At 64.4% G+C, this 18,685-nt stretch carries 16 protein-coding genes; 11 read left to right on the forward strand and 5 right to left on the reverse strand.

The genetic code is table 11. The features are described from left to right. Positions 1–6: 6 nt before the first annotated feature. The 5 genes from ACVJ19_RS21085 (at position 7) to ACVJ19_RS21105 (ending at position 6,890) form a co-directional block, all read left to right on the forward strand. Positions 7–2,712, forward strand: a complete 2,706-nt coding sequence (locus ACVJ19_RS21085) for a nitrate reductase (protein ID WP_453950924.1) — start codon at positions 7–9, stop codon at positions 2,710–2,712. Positions 2,713–2,947: 235 nt separating this feature from the next. Continuing rightward, positions 2,948–3,853, forward strand: coding sequence for an SMP-30/gluconolactonase/LRE family protein (locus tag ACVJ19_RS21090; protein ID WP_453955173.1), 906 nt, complete (start codon positions 2,948–2,950; stop codon positions 3,851–3,853). A gap of 10 nt (positions 3,854–3,863) precedes the next feature. Further along, positions 3,864–4,703, forward strand: a complete 840-nt coding sequence (locus ACVJ19_RS21095; protein ID WP_456739422.1) for an aldo/keto reductase — start codon at positions 3,864–3,866, stop codon at positions 4,701–4,703. Between the two features lie 189 nt (positions 4,704–4,892). Continuing rightward, positions 4,893–5,834 (forward strand): DMT family transporter, encoded by a 942-nt coding sequence (locus ACVJ19_RS21100; protein ID WP_453955174.1) that lies wholly within the window; start codon positions 4,893–4,895, stop codon positions 5,832–5,834. A 60-nt stretch (positions 5,835–5,894) separates the two neighbouring features. Next, positions 5,895–6,890, forward strand: coding sequence for a zinc-binding dehydrogenase (locus ACVJ19_RS21105; protein WP_453950925.1), 996 nt, complete (start codon positions 5,895–5,897; stop codon positions 6,888–6,890). A gap of 104 nt (positions 6,891–6,994) precedes the next feature. Here the strand turns inward: ACVJ19_RS21105 and ppk2 are convergent, their stop codons facing one another. Further along, complete coding sequence (ppk2, locus tag ACVJ19_RS21110) at positions 6,995–7,909, reverse strand: polyphosphate kinase 2 (protein WP_453950926.1); 915 nt, start codon at positions 7,907–7,909, stop codon at positions 6,995–6,997. 90 nt (positions 7,910–7,999) lie between these two features. Further along, complete coding sequence (locus tag ACVJ19_RS21115; RefSeq protein WP_018648199.1) at positions 8,000–8,461, reverse strand: Lrp/AsnC family transcriptional regulator; 462 nt, start codon at positions 8,459–8,461, stop codon at positions 8,000–8,002. Positions 8,462–8,595: 134 nt separating this feature from the next. On the opposite strand from ACVJ19_RS21115, the gene ACVJ19_RS21120 reads away from it, so the two are divergent. Both ACVJ19_RS21120 and ACVJ19_RS21125 read left to right on the forward strand, forming a co-directional pair. Then, complete coding sequence (locus ACVJ19_RS21120) at positions 8,596–10,959, forward strand: transketolase (RefSeq protein ID WP_453950927.1); 2,364 nt, start codon at positions 8,596–8,598, stop codon at positions 10,957–10,959. 284 nt (positions 10,960–11,243) lie between these two features. Beyond that, positions 11,244–12,674, forward strand: a complete 1,431-nt coding sequence (locus ACVJ19_RS21125; RefSeq protein ID WP_453950928.1) for an aldehyde dehydrogenase family protein — start codon at positions 11,244–11,246, stop codon at positions 12,672–12,674. Between the two features lie 200 nt (positions 12,675–12,874). Here the strand turns inward: ACVJ19_RS21125 and ACVJ19_RS21130 are convergent, their stop codons facing one another. Next, positions 12,875–13,843 (reverse strand): SMP-30/gluconolactonase/LRE family protein, encoded by a 969-nt coding sequence (locus ACVJ19_RS21130; RefSeq protein ID WP_453950929.1) that lies wholly within the window; start codon positions 13,841–13,843, stop codon positions 12,875–12,877. 91 nt (positions 13,844–13,934) lie between these two features. On the opposite strand from ACVJ19_RS21130, the gene ACVJ19_RS21135 reads away from it, so the two are divergent. The 4 genes from ACVJ19_RS21135 to ACVJ19_RS21150 all read left to right on the forward strand — a co-directional run bounded on the left by ACVJ19_RS21135 (position 13,935) and on the right by ACVJ19_RS21150 (position 16,695). Further along, positions 13,935–14,759: an NAD-dependent epimerase/dehydratase family protein gene (locus tag ACVJ19_RS21135; protein ID WP_453950930.1), complete on the forward strand. Its 825-nt coding sequence runs from the start codon at positions 13,935–13,937 to the stop codon at positions 14,757–14,759. Positions 14,760–15,003: 244 nt separating this feature from the next. Next, positions 15,004–15,300 carry a hypothetical protein gene (locus ACVJ19_RS21140; RefSeq protein WP_453950931.1) on the forward strand — a complete coding sequence of 99 codons (297 nt, stop codon included), beginning with the start codon at positions 15,004–15,006 and terminating at the stop codon, positions 15,298–15,300. 207 nt (positions 15,301–15,507) lie between these two features. Further along, the gene (locus tag ACVJ19_RS21145) at positions 15,508–16,125 is read left to right on the forward strand and encodes a hypothetical protein (protein ID WP_453950932.1); all 618 of its coding nucleotides are present in this window, start codon (positions 15,508–15,510) and stop codon (positions 16,123–16,125) included. Between the two features lie 168 nt (positions 16,126–16,293). After that, positions 16,294–16,695 carry a hypothetical protein gene (locus ACVJ19_RS21150; RefSeq protein ID WP_453955175.1) on the forward strand — a complete coding sequence of 134 codons (402 nt, stop codon included), beginning with the start codon at positions 16,294–16,296 and terminating at the stop codon, positions 16,693–16,695. A gap of 45 nt (positions 16,696–16,740) precedes the next feature. On the opposite strand, the gene ACVJ19_RS21155 is transcribed toward ACVJ19_RS21150, so the two are convergent. Together ACVJ19_RS21155 and ACVJ19_RS21160 are read right to left on the reverse strand one after the other, a co-directional pair. Beyond that, positions 16,741–17,667 carry a hypothetical protein gene (locus ACVJ19_RS21155; protein ID WP_453950933.1) on the reverse strand — a complete coding sequence of 309 codons (927 nt, stop codon included), beginning with the start codon at positions 17,665–17,667 and terminating at the stop codon, positions 16,741–16,743. A gap of 334 nt (positions 17,668–18,001) precedes the next feature. Further along, positions 18,002–18,679, reverse strand: coding sequence for a GntR family transcriptional regulator (locus ACVJ19_RS21160; RefSeq protein ID WP_453950934.1), 678 nt, complete (start codon positions 18,677–18,679; stop codon positions 18,002–18,004). Between the last annotated feature and the right edge of the window lie 6 nt (positions 18,680–18,685).

The raw sequence follows: 18,685 nt of genomic DNA on the forward strand, positions 1-18,685 counted from the left end.
CTTGATATGACGGCGATCGACCCAAACCTCCGCGCGACCCGAACGACATGCCCTTATTGTGGCGTCGGCTGCGGCGTGCTGGCGACGCCCGACGGCAAGGGCGGCGCGGCGATCGCGGGCGATCCTGACCATCCCGCCAATTTCGGCCGTCTGTGTTCGAAGGGCTCGGCGCTCGGCGAGACCGTCGGGCTCGAGAGCCGGCTGCTCTATCCGATGATCCGCTGCAAGGGCGTGCTCGAACGTGTCGCCTGGAGCGATGCGCTCGACCACGTCGCCCATCGCATGCAGCACATCGTGGCCCGCGACGGCGCTGATGCGGTCGCCTTCTATCTCTCCGGCCAGCTGCTGACCGAGGACTATTACGTCGCCAACAAGTTGATGAAGGGGTTTGTCGGCACGGCCAATGTCGACACCAATTCGCGGCTCTGCATGTCGTCCTCGGTCGCCGGCCATCGCCGCGCCTTCGGCGCCGACACCGTGCCCGGCTGCTACGAGGATCTCGACCAGGCCGATCTGCTCGTCTTCGTCGGCTCGAACGCGGCCTGGTGCCATCCCGTGCTGTTCCAGCGCATGCTGAAGAACAGGCAGGAGCGCGGTGCGCGCATGATCGTGATCGATCCGCGCCGCACCGACACCGCGAGCGACGTCGATCTGTTCCTCGGCCTCAAGCCCGGCACCGACACCGCGCTGTTCTCGGGCCTGTTCGTGCATCTCGCCGACAACGGCGCGCTGGACCAGGACTACATCGCGCAGAACACCAGCGGTTTCGACGATGCGCTGGCGCGCGCGCGCAACATCGCCGGCAGCGTCACTGCGACGGCGCTTGCCACGGGCCTGTCCGAACAGGACGTCGCCGCCTTCTTCAAGATGTTCCGTGACACCGAGAAGGTCGTCACGCTCTATTCGCAAGGCGTCAACCAGTCGGCGCAGGGCACCGACAAGGTCAACGCGATCCTGAACTGCCATCTCGCCACGGGCCGCATCGGCAAGCCCGGTGCCTCGCCGTTCTCGCTCACCGGCCAGCCCAACGCGATGGGCGGCCGCGAGGTCGGCGGGCTCGCCAATATGCTCGCCGCCCATATGGGCTTCACGCCGCCCGACATCGATCGTGTCAGGCGGTTCTGGAAGGCGCCGCGCATCGCGACCCATGAGGGGCTGAAGGCGGTGCAGCTGTTCGAGGCGATCAACCGCGGCGAGGTCAAGGCTCTCTGGGTGATGGGCACCAACCCCGCGGTGTCGCTGCCCGATGCGGACTTCGTGCGCGAGGCGCTGAAGAAGCTCGAGCTGTTCGTGGTCTCCGAGAACGTGCTCTCCAACGATACCGTCGAGGCGGGTCCGCACGTGCTGCTGCCGGCATTGGCCTGGGGCGAGAAGTCGGGCACGGTGACCAATTCCGAGCGGCGCATCTCGCGCCAGCGCTCGTTCCTGCCGGCGCCGGGCGAGGCGCGCCCCGATTGGTGGATCCTGAGCGAGACCGCAAAGCGCCTCGGCTTCGGCGACAGTTTTAATTACAAATCCGCGGCCGATATCTTCCGCGAGCATGCCGCGCTCTCGGCCTTCGAGAACAATGGCAGCCGCGATTTCGACATCGGCGCGCTGACCTCGATGTCCGACGAGGCCTTCGACGCGCTGAAGCCGGTGCAGTGGCCGGTGCGCGAAGGCGGAGTGCCTGGCGAGCGCTTCTTTGCGGAAGGCGGCTTCTTCACCAATGACGGCAAGGGCCGCTTCATTGCGCCGGAGGTGCCGGCGCTGCGTGGCGAGACCGGTCCGTCGCGCCCCTTAAGGCTCAACACCGGGCGCATCCGCGACCAGTGGCACACCATGACGCGCACGGGGCTGAGCCAGCGCCTGGGCGCGCATCTGCCCGAGCCGTTCGTCGAGATTCATCCCGATGACGCCGGCAAATACGGCATCGCCCATGATGGCTATGCCCGCGTCACCACCGATTACGGCCAGTGCATCCTGAAGGCTGTCGTCAGCGAAGGGCAGCAGCGCGGCACCCTGTTCGTGCCGATCCACTGGAGCGCGATGAATGCTTCGCACGGCCGTGTCGGCGCGCTGGTGCAGTCCTTCACCGATCCGTTCTCGGGCCAGCCGGAGTCCAAGGCGACGCCGGCGGCGATCGCACCCTATGAATTCGTCTTCCGCGGCTTCGCGCTGTCGCGCAAGCCGCTCGACCTGCCGCAGAACCTGTTGTGGACCCGCGTCACGGTGGCCGGCGGCTTCGGCTATCTCTTCGCCGACAATGCGGACCTCGCGCGCTGGCCGGCCTGGCTCGACAGCGTCGCCGGCGAGGACGTTGCCGAGTACCGCGACTTCGGTGGCGGCGTCTATCGTGCCGCCTCGTTCGCAGGCGACCGCATCGAGACCTGCCTGTTCGTCGGACCCGCGCACGACGCCGGCGACTGGGAGGTGGTGAAGAGCCTGTTCGTGGCCGATCAGGTCACCGACGATCAGCGCCGCATGCTGCTGTCGGGCAAGTCCAGCGAAGGCGCCGTCTCAACCGGCCCCATCGTCTGCGCCTGCTTCGGCGTCGGCCGCGGCACCATCTGCGACACCATTGCCGCCGGCGCGCGCACCGCCGCCGAGATCGGCGCCAAGCTGAAGGCCGGCACCAATTGCGGCTCCTGCATCCCCGAGCTGAAGCGCCTGATCGCGACGACGGAAGTGGCGCCGGCGAAGCAGGCGAAGGTGGCAAGCGCGGCGGGGTAGGCGGGACGTTCTCGGCCGTCGCCGTAGACACCGCTGTCATCGCCCGGCCTTGACCGGGCGATCCAGTATTCCAGAGACAGCGAGAAATACGGAGAAGCCGCGGCGTACTGGATTCCCCGCTTTCGCGGGGAATGACAGTGAGGGCGGGGCGCCATGCCGTCCGCACCAATCGACGCGCCCTCGATTGTGCCCTATGTTGCGGCGGCTTCCCCCTTAGCCCCAAATAACAACAATGATGTACCTGGAAACGCCGCCGCGCTTGATCGAGACCAGGCTCTTCTCCGCGATGCCCGACAAATTCCGCCGCAAGGGCGAGCGGACCGATTGGGCCGATGCCAATCGCCCGGGTGTTGCGACCGACAGCTTCATCGAAGGCCCGTCATTCGACAGGAACGGCCATCTCTACATCGTCGACATTCCCTTCGGCCGCATCTTCCGCATTGCGCCCGACGGCGAATGGTTGCTGGTGATCGAATATGAGGGCTGGCCGAACGGGTTGAAGATCGCAGCCGACGGCCGCATTCTTGTCGCGGACTACATGCATGGCATCATGGAGCTCGATGCGAAAGCAGGGCGGATCAAGCCGATCCTGACCGCGCGCAATTCGGAATCGTTCCGCGGCTGCAACGATCTGCATCTGGCGTCCAACGGTGACATCTATTTCTCCGATCAGGGCCAGACGGGCCTGCATGATCCAAGCGGGCGGGTCTATCGTCTCGCATCAAATGGCCGGCTGGATTGCCTGCTCGACACCGGTATCAGCCCGAATGGCCTCGTGCTCGATCCAACCGAAACCGTGTTGTTCGTCGCGATGACGCGCGACAATGCGGTGTGGCGGCTGCCGTTCATGAAGGACGGCAGCGTGTCGAAGGTCGGGCGCTTCTGCTCGTTGTTCGGCACCAGCGGCCCCGACGGCGTGACCATGGACGCGAAGGGACGCCTGTTTGTCGGCCATGCCTCGCTCGGCCATGTCTTCGTGTTCGCGCCGAACGGGGAACTGATCGCGCGGATCAAGTCGTGCGCGGGGCCGAATTGCACCAATGTCGCCATCGGTGGCGAAAACAAGGATCGGCTCTATATCACGGAGTCTGCGACCGGCAGCGTGCTGGTGGCCGACATCAGCGGTCTACAGGGCATCTGAAGGAATAAACATGAACACGCACCCCTTCGGCAAGACCGGCACCAACGTCTCCGTCATCGGACAGGGCACCTGGTACCTCGACCATGGCGATCGCAAGCGCGCGATCGCGGCGCTTCAGCGCGGGCTCGATCTCGGCATGACCCATATCGACACCGCCGAGATGTATGGCGATGCCGAGCTCGTCATTGCCGATGCGATCGCGGGCCGCCGCGATGAAGTCTTCCTCGTCTCAAAAGTGCTGCCGAGCAACGCTTCGCGTCGCGGCACCATCACGGCGTGCGAGCGCTCGTTGAAGCGGCTGAAGACCGATCGGCTCGATTGCTATCTGCTGCATTGGCGCGGTTCCTATCCGCTGGAAGACACCGTCGCCGCGTTCGAGGATCTGGTGACATCAGGCAAGATCAAATCCTGGGGCGTCTCCAATTTCGATGCCGACGATCTCGACGAGATTCTCGATGTCTCAGGCGAAGGACGCATCGCCTGCAATCAGGTGCTCTATCATCTCAAGGAACGCGCCATCGAGCATGCGGTGATCCCGTGGTGCGAGCAGCACGGCGTTGCTGTCGTCGCCTATTCGCCGTTCGGTCACGATGATTTTCCAGCGAGCAACAGCAAGGGCGGCGCCGTGCTCGCGCGCATTGCGGAAGCACGACGCGTGACACCGCGTCAGGTCGCGCTGAGCTTCCTCACCCGTGCAACTACGGTGTTCGCAATTCCGAAAGCGTCGTCGGCGGAACATGCCGGCAAAAACGCGGCCGCGGGCGATCTCGTGCTGACGAAAGAGGAGATCGCTGCGCTCGATGCGGCGTTTCCGCGCGGGCCGAAGCCGCGCGGCCTGCCCATGCTGTAGTGCAACAAACGCTCAATATTAATGGAGTATTGACGCGCGCGGCGATCAGCGCATATCGGCATCCTGTTTTCGGAAGTTGTGAAAGCGGCGCATTTGTCGTTTTTTACAAGCGCACTCGATTCGCATTTTTCCCGAGTTCCAGCCGTGACCCCGCCGCCAGCCGCAGCCGCAAGGCTCGACAGTCTTTCCATGCCCGTGCCCGACAGGAAGCATGTCGGCCGCCGCGCACCCGCGCGCGTCGATCATCCCTTCAAGGGCATCGCGTTGATCCTGCTCTCGACGGTGTTTCTCGGCTGCTCCGACGTCACCGCGAAATATCTGTCGACCAGCCTGCCTTCGATCGAGATCACCTGGATCCGCTTTCTCACCTTTGCGCTGATCTTCACGCCGGTGATGCTGCGGTCCTCGCCGTACTACGCGATGCGCACCGAGCGTCTCGGATTGCACGTGATGCGCGGCACGGTGCTGCTCGGCTCCTCGCTGTTCTTCATCACGGGGCTCGGCTTCCTCCCGATCGCAGAGGCATCCGCCACCGGCTTCGTTGCGCCGCTGTTCGTCACGGCGCTCTCGATCGTCTTCCTCGGCGAGAAGGTCGGCATGCGCCGCTGGTTCGCCACCGCGCTCGGCCTCATCGGCGTGCTGATCATCCTGCGCCCGGGCACCAGCGCATTTCATCCGGCGGCGTTCTTCCCGGTCGTCTCGGCGGCCTGCTGGGCCGGTACGCTGATCCTGACGCGCATGATGAGCGGCCGCGAGGCCGTCGTCACGACCATGGCCTATTCCTCGCTGACCGGCCTTGCGATCCTCACCGCCATCGTGCCGTTCGTCTGGGTGACGCCGTCCTGGACCGCGATCGCACTCGGCATCTTCATCGGCGTCGCCTCGACCGCGGGGCAGTGGATCGTCGTGCTCGCCTATCGCTACGGCGATGCCTCGGTGCTGGCGCCGTTCTCCTACTCGCAATTGTTGTGGGTCAGCATTCTCGGCTTCTTCATCTTCGGCGAGGTGCCGAGCATCTGGACCATCGTCGGTGCGGCCTTCATCGTCGCCAGCGGTCTCTACATCGCCCATCGCGAGCGCGTCCGCCGCGCCTCGCTCCTGGTGCAAGCCGAGCGTTCCCCGAACGCCTGACGCAATATCGCGACTGCCGCTTCGTGCTATCAACGGCTCCAACAACATGGGAGGAGCCGGATGCGGGCCGCGATTTTCAGGAACGGTGAGATTGTCGTCGGCCAGATGGCAGAGCCGAAACCTGGCAATGGCCAGGTGCTGGTCAAGACGCTCGCCTGCGGCATCTGCGGCTCCGATCTGCATGCACGTCAGCACGCTCCCCGCATGGTGGAAATGGCAAGGAAGACCGGTCGCACGCCGATGGATTTGTCGCGCGATGTCGTGTTTGGTCACGAGTTCTGCTGCGAGATCGTCGATTACGGCCCGGGCACTGAACGCCGGCTCAAACCGGGGACATATGTCTGCTCGCTGCCCGCGCTGCTGACGCCGGAGGGCATCAAGGGCATCGGTTATTCCAACGAATTTGTCGGCGGCTATGCGGAAGCGATGCTGCTGAGCGAGCCCAAGGCCAACATAAGGGGCGGCGAGGTGCCGCTGGTGATCGGCTGCGGCCCGGTCGGGCTCGCGGTGATCGCCGCGCTGAAGATCAGGGGCCTGCATCCGATCGTCGCTGCCGATTATTCACCGGCGCGTCGAGCGCTCGCGGCAAAGCTCGGCGCCGACATCGTCGTCGATCCCAGGGTGTCGCAGCCCTACGCGACCTGGGCCGAGCACGCGCAGATGTCGGAGGCCGAGAAGGCGGCGCGGCCGCCGTTCCAGGCCATGCTGCCGGCGCTGAAACCTGCAATCATCTTCGAATGCGTCGGCGTGCCCGGCCTGTTGCAGCAGGTGTTCGAAGGTGCCCCGCGCGATGCGCGCATCGTCGTGGTCGGCGTCTGCATGGAGGCCGACAAGAGCGAGCCCATGCTCGGCATCATGAAGGAGCTGAGCGTCCAGTACGTGCTCGGCTACACGCCGGAGGAGTTTGCCGCGTCGCTTCGCCTGATTGCGGAAGGGCAGGTGGATGCTGCGGCGATGGTGACCGCCGAGGTCGGTATCGACGGCGTTGCAAAGGCGTTTGCCGATCTCGCCAATCCGGAAGTCCACACCAAGATCATCGTGCAGCCGTGGCGGTGACGGTGCCGTAGGGTGGGCAAAGGCGCAAAGCGCCGTGCCCACCATGCGTCCGCGTTCGTGGTAGGAATGGTGGGCACGCTGCGCTTTGCCCACCCTACGAAACCTCAATACTGCTCCGGCACATACATCTCCGGCGGGACCGGGCCGCGGTGATAGTCGGGATTGCGCACGCGCGCCGGCAGCACCACCGGGACCCGTGCGACCTCCTGGTAGGGGATCTGGGTCAACAGATGCGAGATGCAGTTGAGCCGGGCGCGCTTCTTGTCCACGGCATCGACGATCCACCACGGCGAGTCTGGAAGATGCGTGTACTCCAGCATCGTCTCCTTGGCCTTGGTGTACGCCTCCCAGCGGCTGCGCGCCTCGACGTCCATCGGGCTCAGCTTCCACTGCTTCAGCGGATCCTTGATGCGCATGGTGAAGCGGAACTGCTGCTCGTCGTCGGTGATCGAGAACCAGTACTTGACCAGGATGATGCCGGAGCGGATCAGCATCCGCTCGAACTCCGGCACCGTCTTGAAGAACTCCTGGTACTCCGCCTCCGAGCAGAAGCCCATTACGCGCTCGACGCCGGCGCGGTTGTACCAGCTGCGGTCGAACAGAACGATCTCGCCGCCGGCCGGCAGATGCGCCACGTAGCGCTGGAAGTACCATTGCGAGCGCTCGCGCTCGCTCGGTGCGGGCAGCGCGGCGACGCGGCAGATGCGCGGATTGAGGCGCTGGGTAATGCGCTTGATCACGCCGCCCTTGCCGGCGGAATCGCGGCCCTCGAACAGCACCACGACCTTCTTCTTCTCGCTCTGCACCCAGTCCTGCAGCTTGACCAGCTCGCCCTGGAGCCGCAGCAGCTCCCGGAAATAGAGCTTTCGGTCGACTGTCGGGCTCAGCGTATCGGTCTCGTCCAGGAGCTCGTCGAGACGGGCGTCGTCCAGCTCCATCTCCAGTTCCTCGTCAAGATCGTCGGCCATCTCCTGGATGATGCGCTCGCGCTTGGCGATCTGGGCGGTGCGGTCTGTCATGGGTCTTTCTCTCGGCTTGGATACGAGTGGTCCCAACGACCATCAGCGGGGTTTGTTGCACCCATGTGACAGCGGTAGCCGGGTGGACCATCACACCGGCAGCGCGATCGAATATTTCACCTGGCTCAGCGCAAAGCTCGATTCGATCGAGGCGATGCCGTCGAGCCGGGTCAGCTTGGTCTTGAGGAACGTCTCGTAGGAGGCGAGGTCGGCCGCCACCACGCGCAGCAGGTAGTCGCGGTTGCCGGTCATCAGGTAGCATTCCAGCACCTCATCCCATTTCGAGATGGCACGGGCAAAGCGGTTGAGGTCCTCCTCCTTCTGCCGCGCCAGCTTGATCGAGATGAACACGCTGACATGCAGTCCCAGCGCCTTCTGGTCGACGGTTGCGACATAGCGCGAGATGACGCCGCGCTCCTCCAGCAGCTTGACCCGGCGATGGCAGGGCGAGACCGACAGCCCGACCTTGTCGGCGAGCTCCTGCATGGTCAGGCGGCTGTCGTTCTGGAGGTAGCTGAGGATCTTGCGGTCGATGGCGTCGAGCTCGGGCATTGGGATGGAACCTGTATGGGATGGCATTTCATTGGTAAAGTATCCCAATATTGGCGGGTATGGCGCGAAAAATTGAGAAGTTTGGCCCCGCCCGCAGGCGTATGATCCCGAAATCAGATTTCCGGAGCATCGCCATGCCCGTCGATTCCGCTCGCCTCGACACGTTGACCGCTCTCGGCCGCAAGGCGCTGTGGCTGTCGTCCTGGACCATCCACCACGCCAACCATATCCGCTCCAACGCGGACGGCCTCAAGGTTGGCGGACACCAGGCCTCGTCCGCCTCGCTCGCCACCATCATGTCGGCGCTGTACTTCCACGTGTTGCGCCCCGAGGACCGCGTCGCGGTGAAGCCGCATGCGAGCCCGGTGTTCCACGCCATCCAGTATCTGTTCGGCCGGCAGAGCCGCGAGAAGCTGGAGAACTTTCGCGGCTTCAAGGGCGCGCAGTCCTATCCCTCGCGCACCAAGGATGTCGACGACGTTGATTTCTCCACCGGCTCGGTCGGCCTCGGCGTCGCGCAGACGCTGTTCTCCTCGCTGGTGCAGGATTACGTCAAGGCGCATGGCTGGATGAAGGACCGCCGCGAGGGGCGGATGATTGCGCTGGTCGGCGATGCCGAGATGGACGAGGGCAACATCTTCGAAGCCCTCGCCGAGGGCTGGAAGCACGGCCTGCGCAACACCTGGTGGGTGGTCGACTACAACCGCCAGTCGCTCGATGCCGTCGTGCGCGAAGGTCTGTGGGAAAAGTTCGAGACCATGTTCCGCAATTTCGGCTGGGACGTGGTGATCGTCAAATACGGCCGCCTGATGCGCGAGGCTTTTGCCGAGCCCGGCGGCGAGGCGCTGAAGCGCTGGATCGACAATTGCCCGAACGCGCTCTATGCGGCGCTGTGCTTCCAGGGCGGCGCGGCCTTCCGCAAGCATCTCCACGATGAGATCGGCGATCAGGGCCCGATCACGAAACTGATCGACAAGCGCAGCGACGAGGAGCTGCTGGCGCTGATGTCGAATCTCGGTGGCCACGACATGGCGAGCATGCTGGAGGCGTTCGAGTCCATCGACCACGACCGCCCGGTCTGCTTCATCGCCTACACCATCAAGGGCGTCGGCCTGCCGTTCCAGGGCCACAAGGACAACCATGCCGGCCTGATGACGGTCGCGCAGATGGAGAAATATCGCGAGAGCCAGAACATCCGCCCCGGCCACGAATGGGACAAATATGAGGGCCTTGCGCAGGACGCGGCCGAGCTCGACGCCTTCCTCGCGCGCGTGCCGTTCAACCAGGATGGCCGCCGGTTGACCGCGCCCGTCGTCGAGGTGCCCGCGCAGCTCGCCTTCAAGCCGTCGCCGCAGATGTCGACCCAGCAGGGCTTTGGTCTGGTGCTGAACGAGATCGCGCGCAGCGACAGCGAGCTGGCAAAACGCATCGTCACGACCTCGCCCGACGTGACTGTCTCGACCAATCTCGGCCCCTGGGTGAACCGGCGCGGCCTGTTCGCGAGGGCGGAAAAGGCGGACTTATTCCGCAGCGAGAAAATTCCTTCCACCTATAACTGGGATGCCTCGCCCAAGGGCCAGCATCTGGAGCTCGGCATCGCCGAGATGAACCTGTTCATCATGCTCTCCGCGCTCGGCCTGTCGCACCAGATCAACGGCGCGCGGCTGCTGCCGGTCGGCACGCTCTACGATCCCTTCATCGAGCGCGGCCTCGATGCGCTGAACTATGCCTGCTACCAGGATGCGCGCTTCATGGCGGCGGCGACGCCGTCGGGCATCACGCTCGCGCCCGAGGGCGGCGCGCACCAGTCGATTGCAACGCCCCTGATCGGAATGGCGCAGGACGGGCTCGCCTCGTTCGAGCCGGCCTTCGTCGACGAGCTCGCCGTGATCATGGGCTGGGGTTTTGACCACATGCAGCGCGACCCGGGCGAGGGCGGTTCCGTTTACCTGCGCCTCTCCACGCGGAGCATCGAGCAGGCGCAGCGGATCATGACGCCTGAGCTTGCGCAGGGCATCACCGATGGCGCCTATTGGCTGCGCAAGCCGGGCCCGAATGCCGAGGCCGTGATCGCCTATACCGGCGCGATCGCGCCTGAGGCGATCGAGGCCACGGGCTTCATCGGCGAGAGCCGCCGCGACGTCGGCCTGCTTGCGATCACCTCGGCCGACCGCCTGCACGCGGGCTGGACCGCCGCGCGGAAATTGCGGCGCGACCGGCGTGGCGTGCAGCATCTCAGCCACATCGAAAAACTGCTGGCGCCGCTGCCGCGCGACTGCGGCATCGTGACCGTGATCGACGGCCATCCCTCCGCGCTCGGCTGGCTCGGCAGCGTCCGCGGCCATCGCGTCGAGGCGCTCGGCGTCGAGCAGTTCGGCCAGACCGGCAGCATCGCGGACCTTTATCGCCACTATGGCATCGATGCGAATGCGATCATCGATGCGGCCGAAAGCCTCACCACCGGCGCGCCGGTGCTGCATCGGAAGATGGCTGTTTAAGTCTCCGTCGTCGTCCTGGCGAAAGCCAGGACCCATACGCCGCGGCAGTCGTTGTCGGCCGCAGGTGGTAGACACCGGCGCAAACCAACTCAGCTTGGTGGTAATGGGTCCTGGCTTTCGCCAGGACGACGGCGGGTGCCACCTTGCCTCCCTCCCGCCATCGGCTCATATAACCTCCGTCCGCCGCAACGCTGGCCCCGCATATGGCGGGTTCAATTGCCGGCGCTTTCGTGCAAGGATGCCTGCCGAAACGCCCCCTCCAAGCCCCCAAGAAGAGGTTAACGATGGTCAATCGCTTGCAATTCTACATCGACGGTGCCTGGGTCGATCCCGCCGTCAAGAAGTCCACCGCCGTGGTCAATCCCGCGACGGAAGAGGCGATGTACGAGGTTGCGCTCGGCTCCAAGGCCGATGTCGACAAGGCCGTTGCCGCCGCCAAGCGCGCCTTCGCAACGTTCTCCCAGACCAGCCGCGACGAGCGTGTCGCGCTGCTCTCGAAAATCATCGAGGTCTACAAGACCCGCCTCAAGGAGATCGGCGCCGCCGTCTCCGACGAGATGGGCGCGCCGCTGCCGATGGCAGAGAAGCTGCAGGCCGGCGCCGGCCTCGGCCATCTCATGACCACGCTGGACGTGCTCAAGAACTATCATTTCGAGGAGCCGGTCGGCACCGCCATGGTGCTGCGCGAGCCGATCGGCGTGGTCGGCATGATCACGCCCTGGAACTGGCCGCTGAACCAGATCGCCTGCAAGGTCGCGCCCGCGCTCGCCGCCGGCTGCACCATGATCCTGAAGCCGTCGGAGTTCACGCCGACCTCGGCGCTGATCTTCGCGGAGATCCTCCATGAAGCGGGCGTGCCCAAGGGCGTGTTCAACCTCGTCAACGGCCTCGGCCCCGAGGTCGGTGCCGCCATGAGCGAGCATCCTGATATCGACATGATCTCCTTCACCGGCTCGACCCGCGCCGGCATCGACGTGGCCAAGCGCGCCGCGCCCACCGTGAAGCGCGTCAGCCAGGAACTCGGCGGCAAGTCGCCGAACGTCATCCTCGAAGGCGCCGACCTCACGAAGGCGGTGACCGGCGGCGTGATGCACATGTTCAACAACTCCGGCCAGTCCTGCAACGCGCCCTCGCGCATGATCGTGCCGCTGTCGAAGATGAAGGAAGTCTCCGCGATCGCGAAGGCCGTCGCCGACAAGACCAAGGCCGGTGATCCCCGCGGCGAAGGCACCACCATCGGCCCGGTCGTCAATCGCGGTCAGTGGGACAAGATCCAGGCGCTGATCAAGAAGGGCATCGACGAGGGCGCGACCCTCGTCGCCGGCGGCCCGGGCCTGCCCGAAGGCGTCAACAAGGGCTTCTATGTCCGTCCGACCATCTTCGCCGACGTCACCCCCGAGATGACGATCGCGAAGGAGGAAATCTTCGGACCGGTGCTGACCATCCTCGGTGCCAAGGACGAAGCCGCCGCCGTGCAGATCGCCAACGACACGCCGTACGGCCTTGCCGGCTACGTCTCGGGCGCGACGGTCGAGGACGCCAAGCGCGTCGGCCGCCAGATCCGCGCCGGCAACGTCAACCTCCAGGGCGTGCCCAACGACCGCACCGCGCCGTTCGGCGGCTACAAGCAGTCGGGCAACGGTCGCGAGTGGGGCAAGTACGGCCTCGAGGACTTCCTCGAAGTGAAGGCCGTCGCCGGCTTCAACGCGGCGTAGATTTCAGCGCCTGAACGAACAAAGCGCCGGAGCGGAAAACCGCTCCGGCGTTTTTTGTTTTGGCCAATGTGTTTCGACAACGCGAGGTCTCGTAGGGTGGGCAAAGGAGCGTAGCGACGTGCCCACCATCGCGCGACGAACAAGAAGTGGTGGGCACGCTTCCGCTTTGCCCACCCTACGAGACCGGCGCTGCGGAGAGACTATCCCCCCAACGCGCCCTGCGTGTTCACATACAGCGCGTAGATCGACTGGCTCGCGGCCATGAACAGGCGGTTACGCTTGACGCCGCCGAAGCAGAGATTGGCGCAGCGTTCGGGCAGTGCGATGCGGCCGATCATGACGCCGTCGGGCGCGAACACCACGACGCCGTCGAGTTCGGGATCGCCCATGCCCCAGCCGCACCACAGATTGCCGTCGATGTCGCAGCGCATGCCGTCGGGCGTGCCCGGGCCTGCATCGATGTGGACGCGCTTGCTGGAGATCGAAGTGCCCTCAGGCGAAACGTCATAGGCGAGAATCTTGCGGTTCGGTTGCCCACGTGATTCCACGACGTACAGGATCTTCTCGTCCGGCGAGAAGCACAGCCCGTTCGGACCGAGCACGCCTTCGGCGACGATGGTCGCCTTGCCCGTCGCGGGATCGAGCCGGTAGACGTTCGGCTCGATCTCCGGCTCGGCCTTGTAGCCCTCGTAATTGCCGAGCAGGCCGAAGGTCGGATCGGTGAACCAGATCGAGCCATCGGATTTGACCACGACGTCGTTCGGCGAGTTCAGCCGCTTGCCGTTGAAGGAATCCATCAGCACGGTGATGCTGCCATCATATTCGGTGCGCACCACGCGCCGCCCGCCGTGCTCGCAGGTGATCAGCCGGCCCTGGCGATCCCTTGTGTTGCCGTTGGCGAAGTTGGAAGGTTTGCGGAATACGCTGACTGCGCCGGTCTCTTCCTCCCATTTGATGATGCGCTGGTTCGGAATGTCGCTGCAGAGCAGATAGCGCCCGTCGCCGAACCACACCGGACCTTCGGCCCAGCGCAGCCCGGTCGCCAGCCGCTCCACCGCCGAAAGTTTCAGCCAGTATTTTTCGAAGCGGGGGTCCAGTGCTTTTATCGCCGGATCGGGGTAATAGGTCGCCGGCTGCCAGCCTTGAGTGCGGGACGATGCATCGTTCATGTGCAATTCTCGTTGTTACGTTCCCTCTGTCCAAGTCTGCTAGCATCAGTTATCTACGGCCGCAAATCGGTCACCACAGGCGAGGGAAGATATGCCGCGTATTTTGATGACGGGAGCTTCGGGCGGAATCGGCACGAGCCTGCGAAAACTGCTGCCGCCGATCTACCCGGATCTCCTGCTCTCCGACATCAAGCCGCCGGCCGATCTCGCCGCGAACGAAAAATTCAAGGCGGCGGACCTCGCCGATCTCGCGCAATGCGAGGCGATCTGCGAGGGTGTCGACGGCATCATCCATTTCGGCGGCTATTCGGTCGAAGGCACGTGGGATCAAATCCTCCAGGCCAACATCATCGGTGGCTACAATCTGTTCGAGGCGGCGTATCGCAAGGGCGTCAAGCGCGTGGTGTTCGCCTCGTCGAACCACGCCGTCGGCTTCTATCCGCGCCACCACAAGATCGGCACCGACGTCACCCCCCGCCCGGATGGGCGCTACGGCGTCAGCAAGGTGTTCGGCGAGGCCGTCGGCGCGCTCTACGCCGACAAGCATGGGCTGAAGGTGACTTGCCTGCGCATCGGCAATTTCGGCGACATGCCGCTCGACCAGCGCCGGCTCTCGATCTGGCTCAAGCCCGACGACCTCGTGCAGCTCTGCCGCATCGGGCTCGAACATCCCGACATCCATTTCGAGGTCTTCTATGGCGCCTCCCTCAACGAGCGCGCCTGGTGGGACAACAGTCGCGCCTACGAATTCGGCTATCGCCCCACCGGCCGCGCCGAGGATTTCCGCGAGCACGCGATGGCCGAGCAGGCCAAGCTGAAGCCGGATCCGGTCGGCGATTATTTCCAGGGCGGTACGTTCTGCAGCATGGAGTTCGACGCCGACCCGAGCCGCATCATCGACTGGAAGAAGCGCTGACACTTGACGCGAATGTAGTGCGCCCTCCCGGCTCGGCTTGCGGGGCCGGGAGAGGGCACGATTGCGATTGCGGCGGAGGTTCTGAAACGTCCCTTGCGTCTAACGTCTGAGTGCACACCGTAGAGTTCCGGATTTCCGTTTTCGGAAATAGGCGTTCTATTGTCGGAACACGTGAGCGTTTCTTCTATGCATTGCGTTGCGCGGAAATGACCGCCCTTTTCATTCTAACGATTGTGGAAGCAAGATGCGCAAGATGGTTCTCTCAGGGGCCGCGGTGTTGACCGTCGTCCTCGTTGCGGCGGTATCCTGGCCAACGCCGCGCCCGGATGTGGAGCGATTCGGGGACAGTATCTACGAAACCATTTGGTTCTGGCGCATCCCGGCCTACGCCCACAACCAAGCCTGGAGTGTGCGCTGGACGTGGAACAATCCGCTGCGCGCACAGGCAAGATGCTGCCGCGCCACGCCGCAGCCGATATCCGCACCGGGCGGGCAGGTTCCTCCGGCCAGTCAGGCGATCGCGCGCTTGGCAGCCAAGTAGAAGGCCGCGTGGTTATCTGGTTTCCGATTGAAGTGTCCGGCTGCAAACACGCGCTGTGCCAGGTCGACGCATATGGTTCCGGAGATAGCTCGCATTTCTCTCAAATGAGTTCCTTGCTTTAAGCTTAACCAGAAACCTAATCCTCGATTTACAGCTGCAATCTACAGTTTACCTTGTTCTTGAATCGGTCATTCAAGGACGCCAGCAATGCGCCGCTTAGCGCTCAACCCATGTCTCGTGATTGTTCTGGCGGCATCGGGTTTCAGCGCCTACGCCGACGACAAGAAGGCCGATGGCGGCAGCTCGGCGTCGCTCGCTCCGCGTGCGAAGATCGAATGCTCGCTCAAGCGCAGGCCTGGTGAGCCGCTCGATCCCCCGTCAACGGCCGCCATCCCCCTGACCGAATCCTTCGTTGCGAACAAGCATTTCAGGGAGGACATTGCGCCGACCGCGTCCGTCAAGATTTCGTGGCTCGGCGCGACCTTCGCACGCCGCTTCGCCGTCAAGGTCGAGACCGCGGACGACACGTCTCTGCAGACTCATGTCTTGAACAATCCCGCGAATGCCGCGCGGATCGTCGATGAGCTGGGCGCTCGCGCCGAGAGCAAGCTTGCCGATATCTGGTGTCTCCTGAAGCTGCAGGCCAACGGCGAAAGCGGGGCGCTGCAGACCAGCTCCGCGCCGAACCTCTTCTTTGTCCGTGACGGTGCGGGCGATCTTGGCGTGGTTGACGCCCTGTGGGGTGGCGCGGGCTGGGAAATCGGAGCCAGTCCCCTCGGAAGCCCGCGGGCGTGGACTGCCGGCACGCGCGTCTTCTCTCACTGACATCATCCGGCCCTCGCGGCCTCGGGACGTTGGCGGCTTTCTACCCATTGATCTGGATCAACGTCGCTTTGCGGAGCTGATGCCCCAAGGAAACGACTCGCGCGACCGCAATTCGCAGCGGAGCTTCGATCGCGGATAGCCACGGGGAGAACCGCGACATTGAAAACAATGCCAGCCGTCGCGATGCTCGCACTCATCGTCTCAGCGCCGGCGCAAGCCGCAGCGCTCAGCGAGGCCGAAGCGGCGTTCCTCGACGAGCTCGTCACCGCATCCGCGGTGCTGGAGCAGCGATGCTCCGGCTATGAGGTCGATGGTTCGGGCAGCGTTCAACTCGGCGCCCGCCTTCTCGGCAGCCCTGATGCCGCGATGGCGATGATCGACGCCTATGCTGCGGCCATCAAGGCCTTTGATGGCGAGAGCTACGATCCCGGAAAATTCCGCCCCGAGGTCGCCGAAGCCGCCAGAAGGACATTCAGCCGGGTCCGGACGGACTTGATCAGGAACCCGATACGGGCCTGCGCCGATCATGGCGAGACCAGCGTCGAGCGCGGCTTGCTCAGACGGTACTGAATGGTCTTTGTGCGTCCGGCGACGAGCGAAGCGCGTCGGCCGAAATCAGCCACTGGCGATGTCCCGACTCATCTTTTGCAGTCGCGTAAACGCAGCCCACGCTTTTGGATAGTCGGCGTCCTTTGAATCGATCGTGAGCAGCGCGCGGCATGCCTCGTTGATGTCTTCCGGCGAAGGACGCATCGAGATGTTGGCCGATGACTCCGCCTTCTTCCAGCGGTCTTCGATGTCTTTCGCCAGGGCCAGTGCTTCGGACGGGGTTCGTTTCCGGGTTGATCGCGCCAATGCGTGATCCGGAGGGAATGTGGGCCAGGCGGCCGGAGGCCGATCGGCTCGCAACTCGCTCTCCTTGGCAGCCCCGCGGTTCGCGGGCGGATTTGCGCTTTGTGAATTTGCAGCATCAGGCGGAACGGTCTTGGCGGCCAGCTCGCGGACCTGCTGCTCCATCGTGCCGCCGGATGACGATCCGCCCACTGACGCTGCAGGCGACGTCAGGCCGGGTGCAACCGACGTCTGCACGTCGGGGGCGACCTTCTGAACGGTTTTGACGACCGCCGCCACGCCGGGTGACACACCCGGCCGCTGCTGCGCGACCTTGTCCTCAGTGGGGCAAGGTCTGTATCCCGAACGCTGATGCGTGATCCGCCCGTCGTCGTCGATGCGGGCAAAATCAATGGCCACGGTGTAGACGAAAGCGACATCGATGGAATGGCCGGACTTGTCCCTTGCCTTGACGCCGCCGCAAACATACCTCGCCGCGCCGGCCTCGACTGAATGCAGTGCGCTGAATTTGGCCGAGTCCGGATCGATCAGCGCATGTTTGACGGCCGCGCGCGCCTTCATGTGTTCCGAGGAGAACGTGCTGAACAGGACGTCCGGGTTGATGAAATCGGGCTGGTAGTACCATGCATACTCCGCGGCGAAAAATGCTGCGCCGAAAGCCACTGCGATCAGGAAACCAGGTACATTCATGGGACTGCTCCGGGCAATGGAACCCGGTATGGTTGTTATGTATTTCTGAAACCATTTGGGATAGAGCCCTCTAACAACCCGTTAATCGGTTGAGTGATTGCGCGGATTCTACCAAAAGATTATCCGCTCGATTGGATGAGTTCCGTCGAGTTCCATGGCGCCGGCATCGCAGGTGTGCTCCCTCGCCCCGCTTGCGGGGAGAGGGTTGGGGTGAGGGGGAGTTTCCGCGGGGACGGTGAGAGTTGGACTCGCGGCGAGTCCCCCTCACCCGGAATTTGCTGCGCAAATTCCGGCCTCTCCCCGCAAGCGGGGAGAGGCGAAGGAGTGGCCGGCGCTAGCTGTCGCCCGCAATCCGCGCCAGATAATCCGACTTGCTGAACTGCATGTGGTCGACGCAGAGCTGCGCCAGCGCCCAGCTGTCGCGGCCCTTCAACAGCTCGATCATCAGCTCGTGCTGGCGGCGCGATTGCGCGAGGCCCTCGCGGTCGGCGAGGTTCTTGGCGCGCATCGGTAGCGTCAGGTTCATGTAGTCCTGCAGCGAGCGCACCAGATAGGGATTGCCGCAGGCGGAGAACAGCGCGAGGTGGAAGGCGTCGTTGGCCTCGTGGATGCCGCGCAGATCCTGCACGTCGGCCTTGGCGCAATATTGCCGTTGCAGCGCGGCCAGCTCGTCGATCAGGCCTTGCGGCGCGGGCAGGGGGATCATCAGCGCGGCCTGCCGGGTCAGCATCTCCCTGACCTCGTAGATCTGCCGCACCTCCTCGGCCGAGTAGAACCGGACGGTGGCGCCGACATTCTTCTCGCGGCGGACGATGCCGCGCCGCTCCGCATCCACCAGCGCCTGCCGCACGAAGTGCCGCGACGTGCCATAGCGCGACATCAGCGCGTCCTCGGTGAGGCGCGCGCCGGGCGCGAGGCGGCCGAAGATGATGTCTTCCTCCAGCCGCGCGACGACGTCGTCCGGATCGTCGCGCCGGACCGTCATGGCGTCTGCGGTGCGAATGTCGGACATGCCCTC

Source organism: Bradyrhizobium sp. USDA 376 (genome assembly GCF_054063675.1).

Coding starts and splice junctions, on each gene's coding strand:
- ACVJ19_RS21120 (WP_453950927.1), top strand. CDS start 8,596: ATGCCCGTCGATTCCGCTCGCCTCGACACGTTGACCGCTCTCGGCCGC.
- ACVJ19_RS21115 (WP_018648199.1), bottom strand. CDS start 8,461: ATGCCCGAGCTCGACGCCATCGACCGCAAGATCCTCAGCTACCTCCAG.
- ACVJ19_RS21085 (WP_453950924.1), top strand. CDS start 7: ATGACGGCGATCGACCCAAACCTCCGCGCGACCCGAACGACATGCCCT.
- ACVJ19_RS21140 (WP_453950931.1), top strand. CDS start 15,004: ATGCGCAAGATGGTTCTCTCAGGGGCCGCGGTGTTGACCGTCGTCCTC.
- ACVJ19_RS21145 (WP_453950932.1), top strand. CDS start 15,508: ATGCGCCGCTTAGCGCTCAACCCATGTCTCGTGATTGTTCTGGCGGCA.
- ACVJ19_RS21150 (WP_453955175.1), top strand. CDS start 16,294: ATGCCAGCCGTCGCGATGCTCGCACTCATCGTCTCAGCGCCGGCGCAA.
- ACVJ19_RS21100 (WP_453955174.1), top strand. CDS start 4,893: ATGCCCGTGCCCGACAGGAAGCATGTCGGCCGCCGCGCACCCGCGCGC.
- ACVJ19_RS21155 (WP_453950933.1), bottom strand. CDS start 17,667: ATGAATGTACCTGGTTTCCTGATCGCAGTGGCTTTCGGCGCAGCATTT.
- ACVJ19_RS21160 (WP_453950934.1), bottom strand. CDS start 18,679: ATGTCCGACATTCGCACCGCAGACGCCATGACGGTCCGGCGCGACGAT.
- ACVJ19_RS21125 (WP_453950928.1), top strand. CDS start 11,244: ATGGTCAATCGCTTGCAATTCTACATCGACGGTGCCTGGGTCGATCCC.
- ACVJ19_RS21130 (WP_453950929.1), bottom strand. CDS start 13,843: ATGAACGATGCATCGTCCCGCACTCAAGGCTGGCAGCCGGCGACCTAT.
- ACVJ19_RS21095 (WP_456739422.1), top strand. CDS start 3,864: ATGAACACGCACCCCTTCGGCAAGACCGGCACCAACGTCTCCGTCATC.
- ppk2 (WP_453950926.1), bottom strand. CDS start 7,909: ATGACAGACCGCACCGCCCAGATCGCCAAGCGCGAGCGCATCATCCAG.
- ACVJ19_RS21090 (WP_453955173.1), top strand. CDS start 2,948: ATGTACCTGGAAACGCCGCCGCGCTTGATCGAGACCAGGCTCTTCTCC.
- ACVJ19_RS21105 (WP_453950925.1), top strand. CDS start 5,895: ATGCGGGCCGCGATTTTCAGGAACGGTGAGATTGTCGTCGGCCAGATG.
- ACVJ19_RS21135 (WP_453950930.1), top strand. CDS start 13,935: ATGCCGCGTATTTTGATGACGGGAGCTTCGGGCGGAATCGGCACGAGC.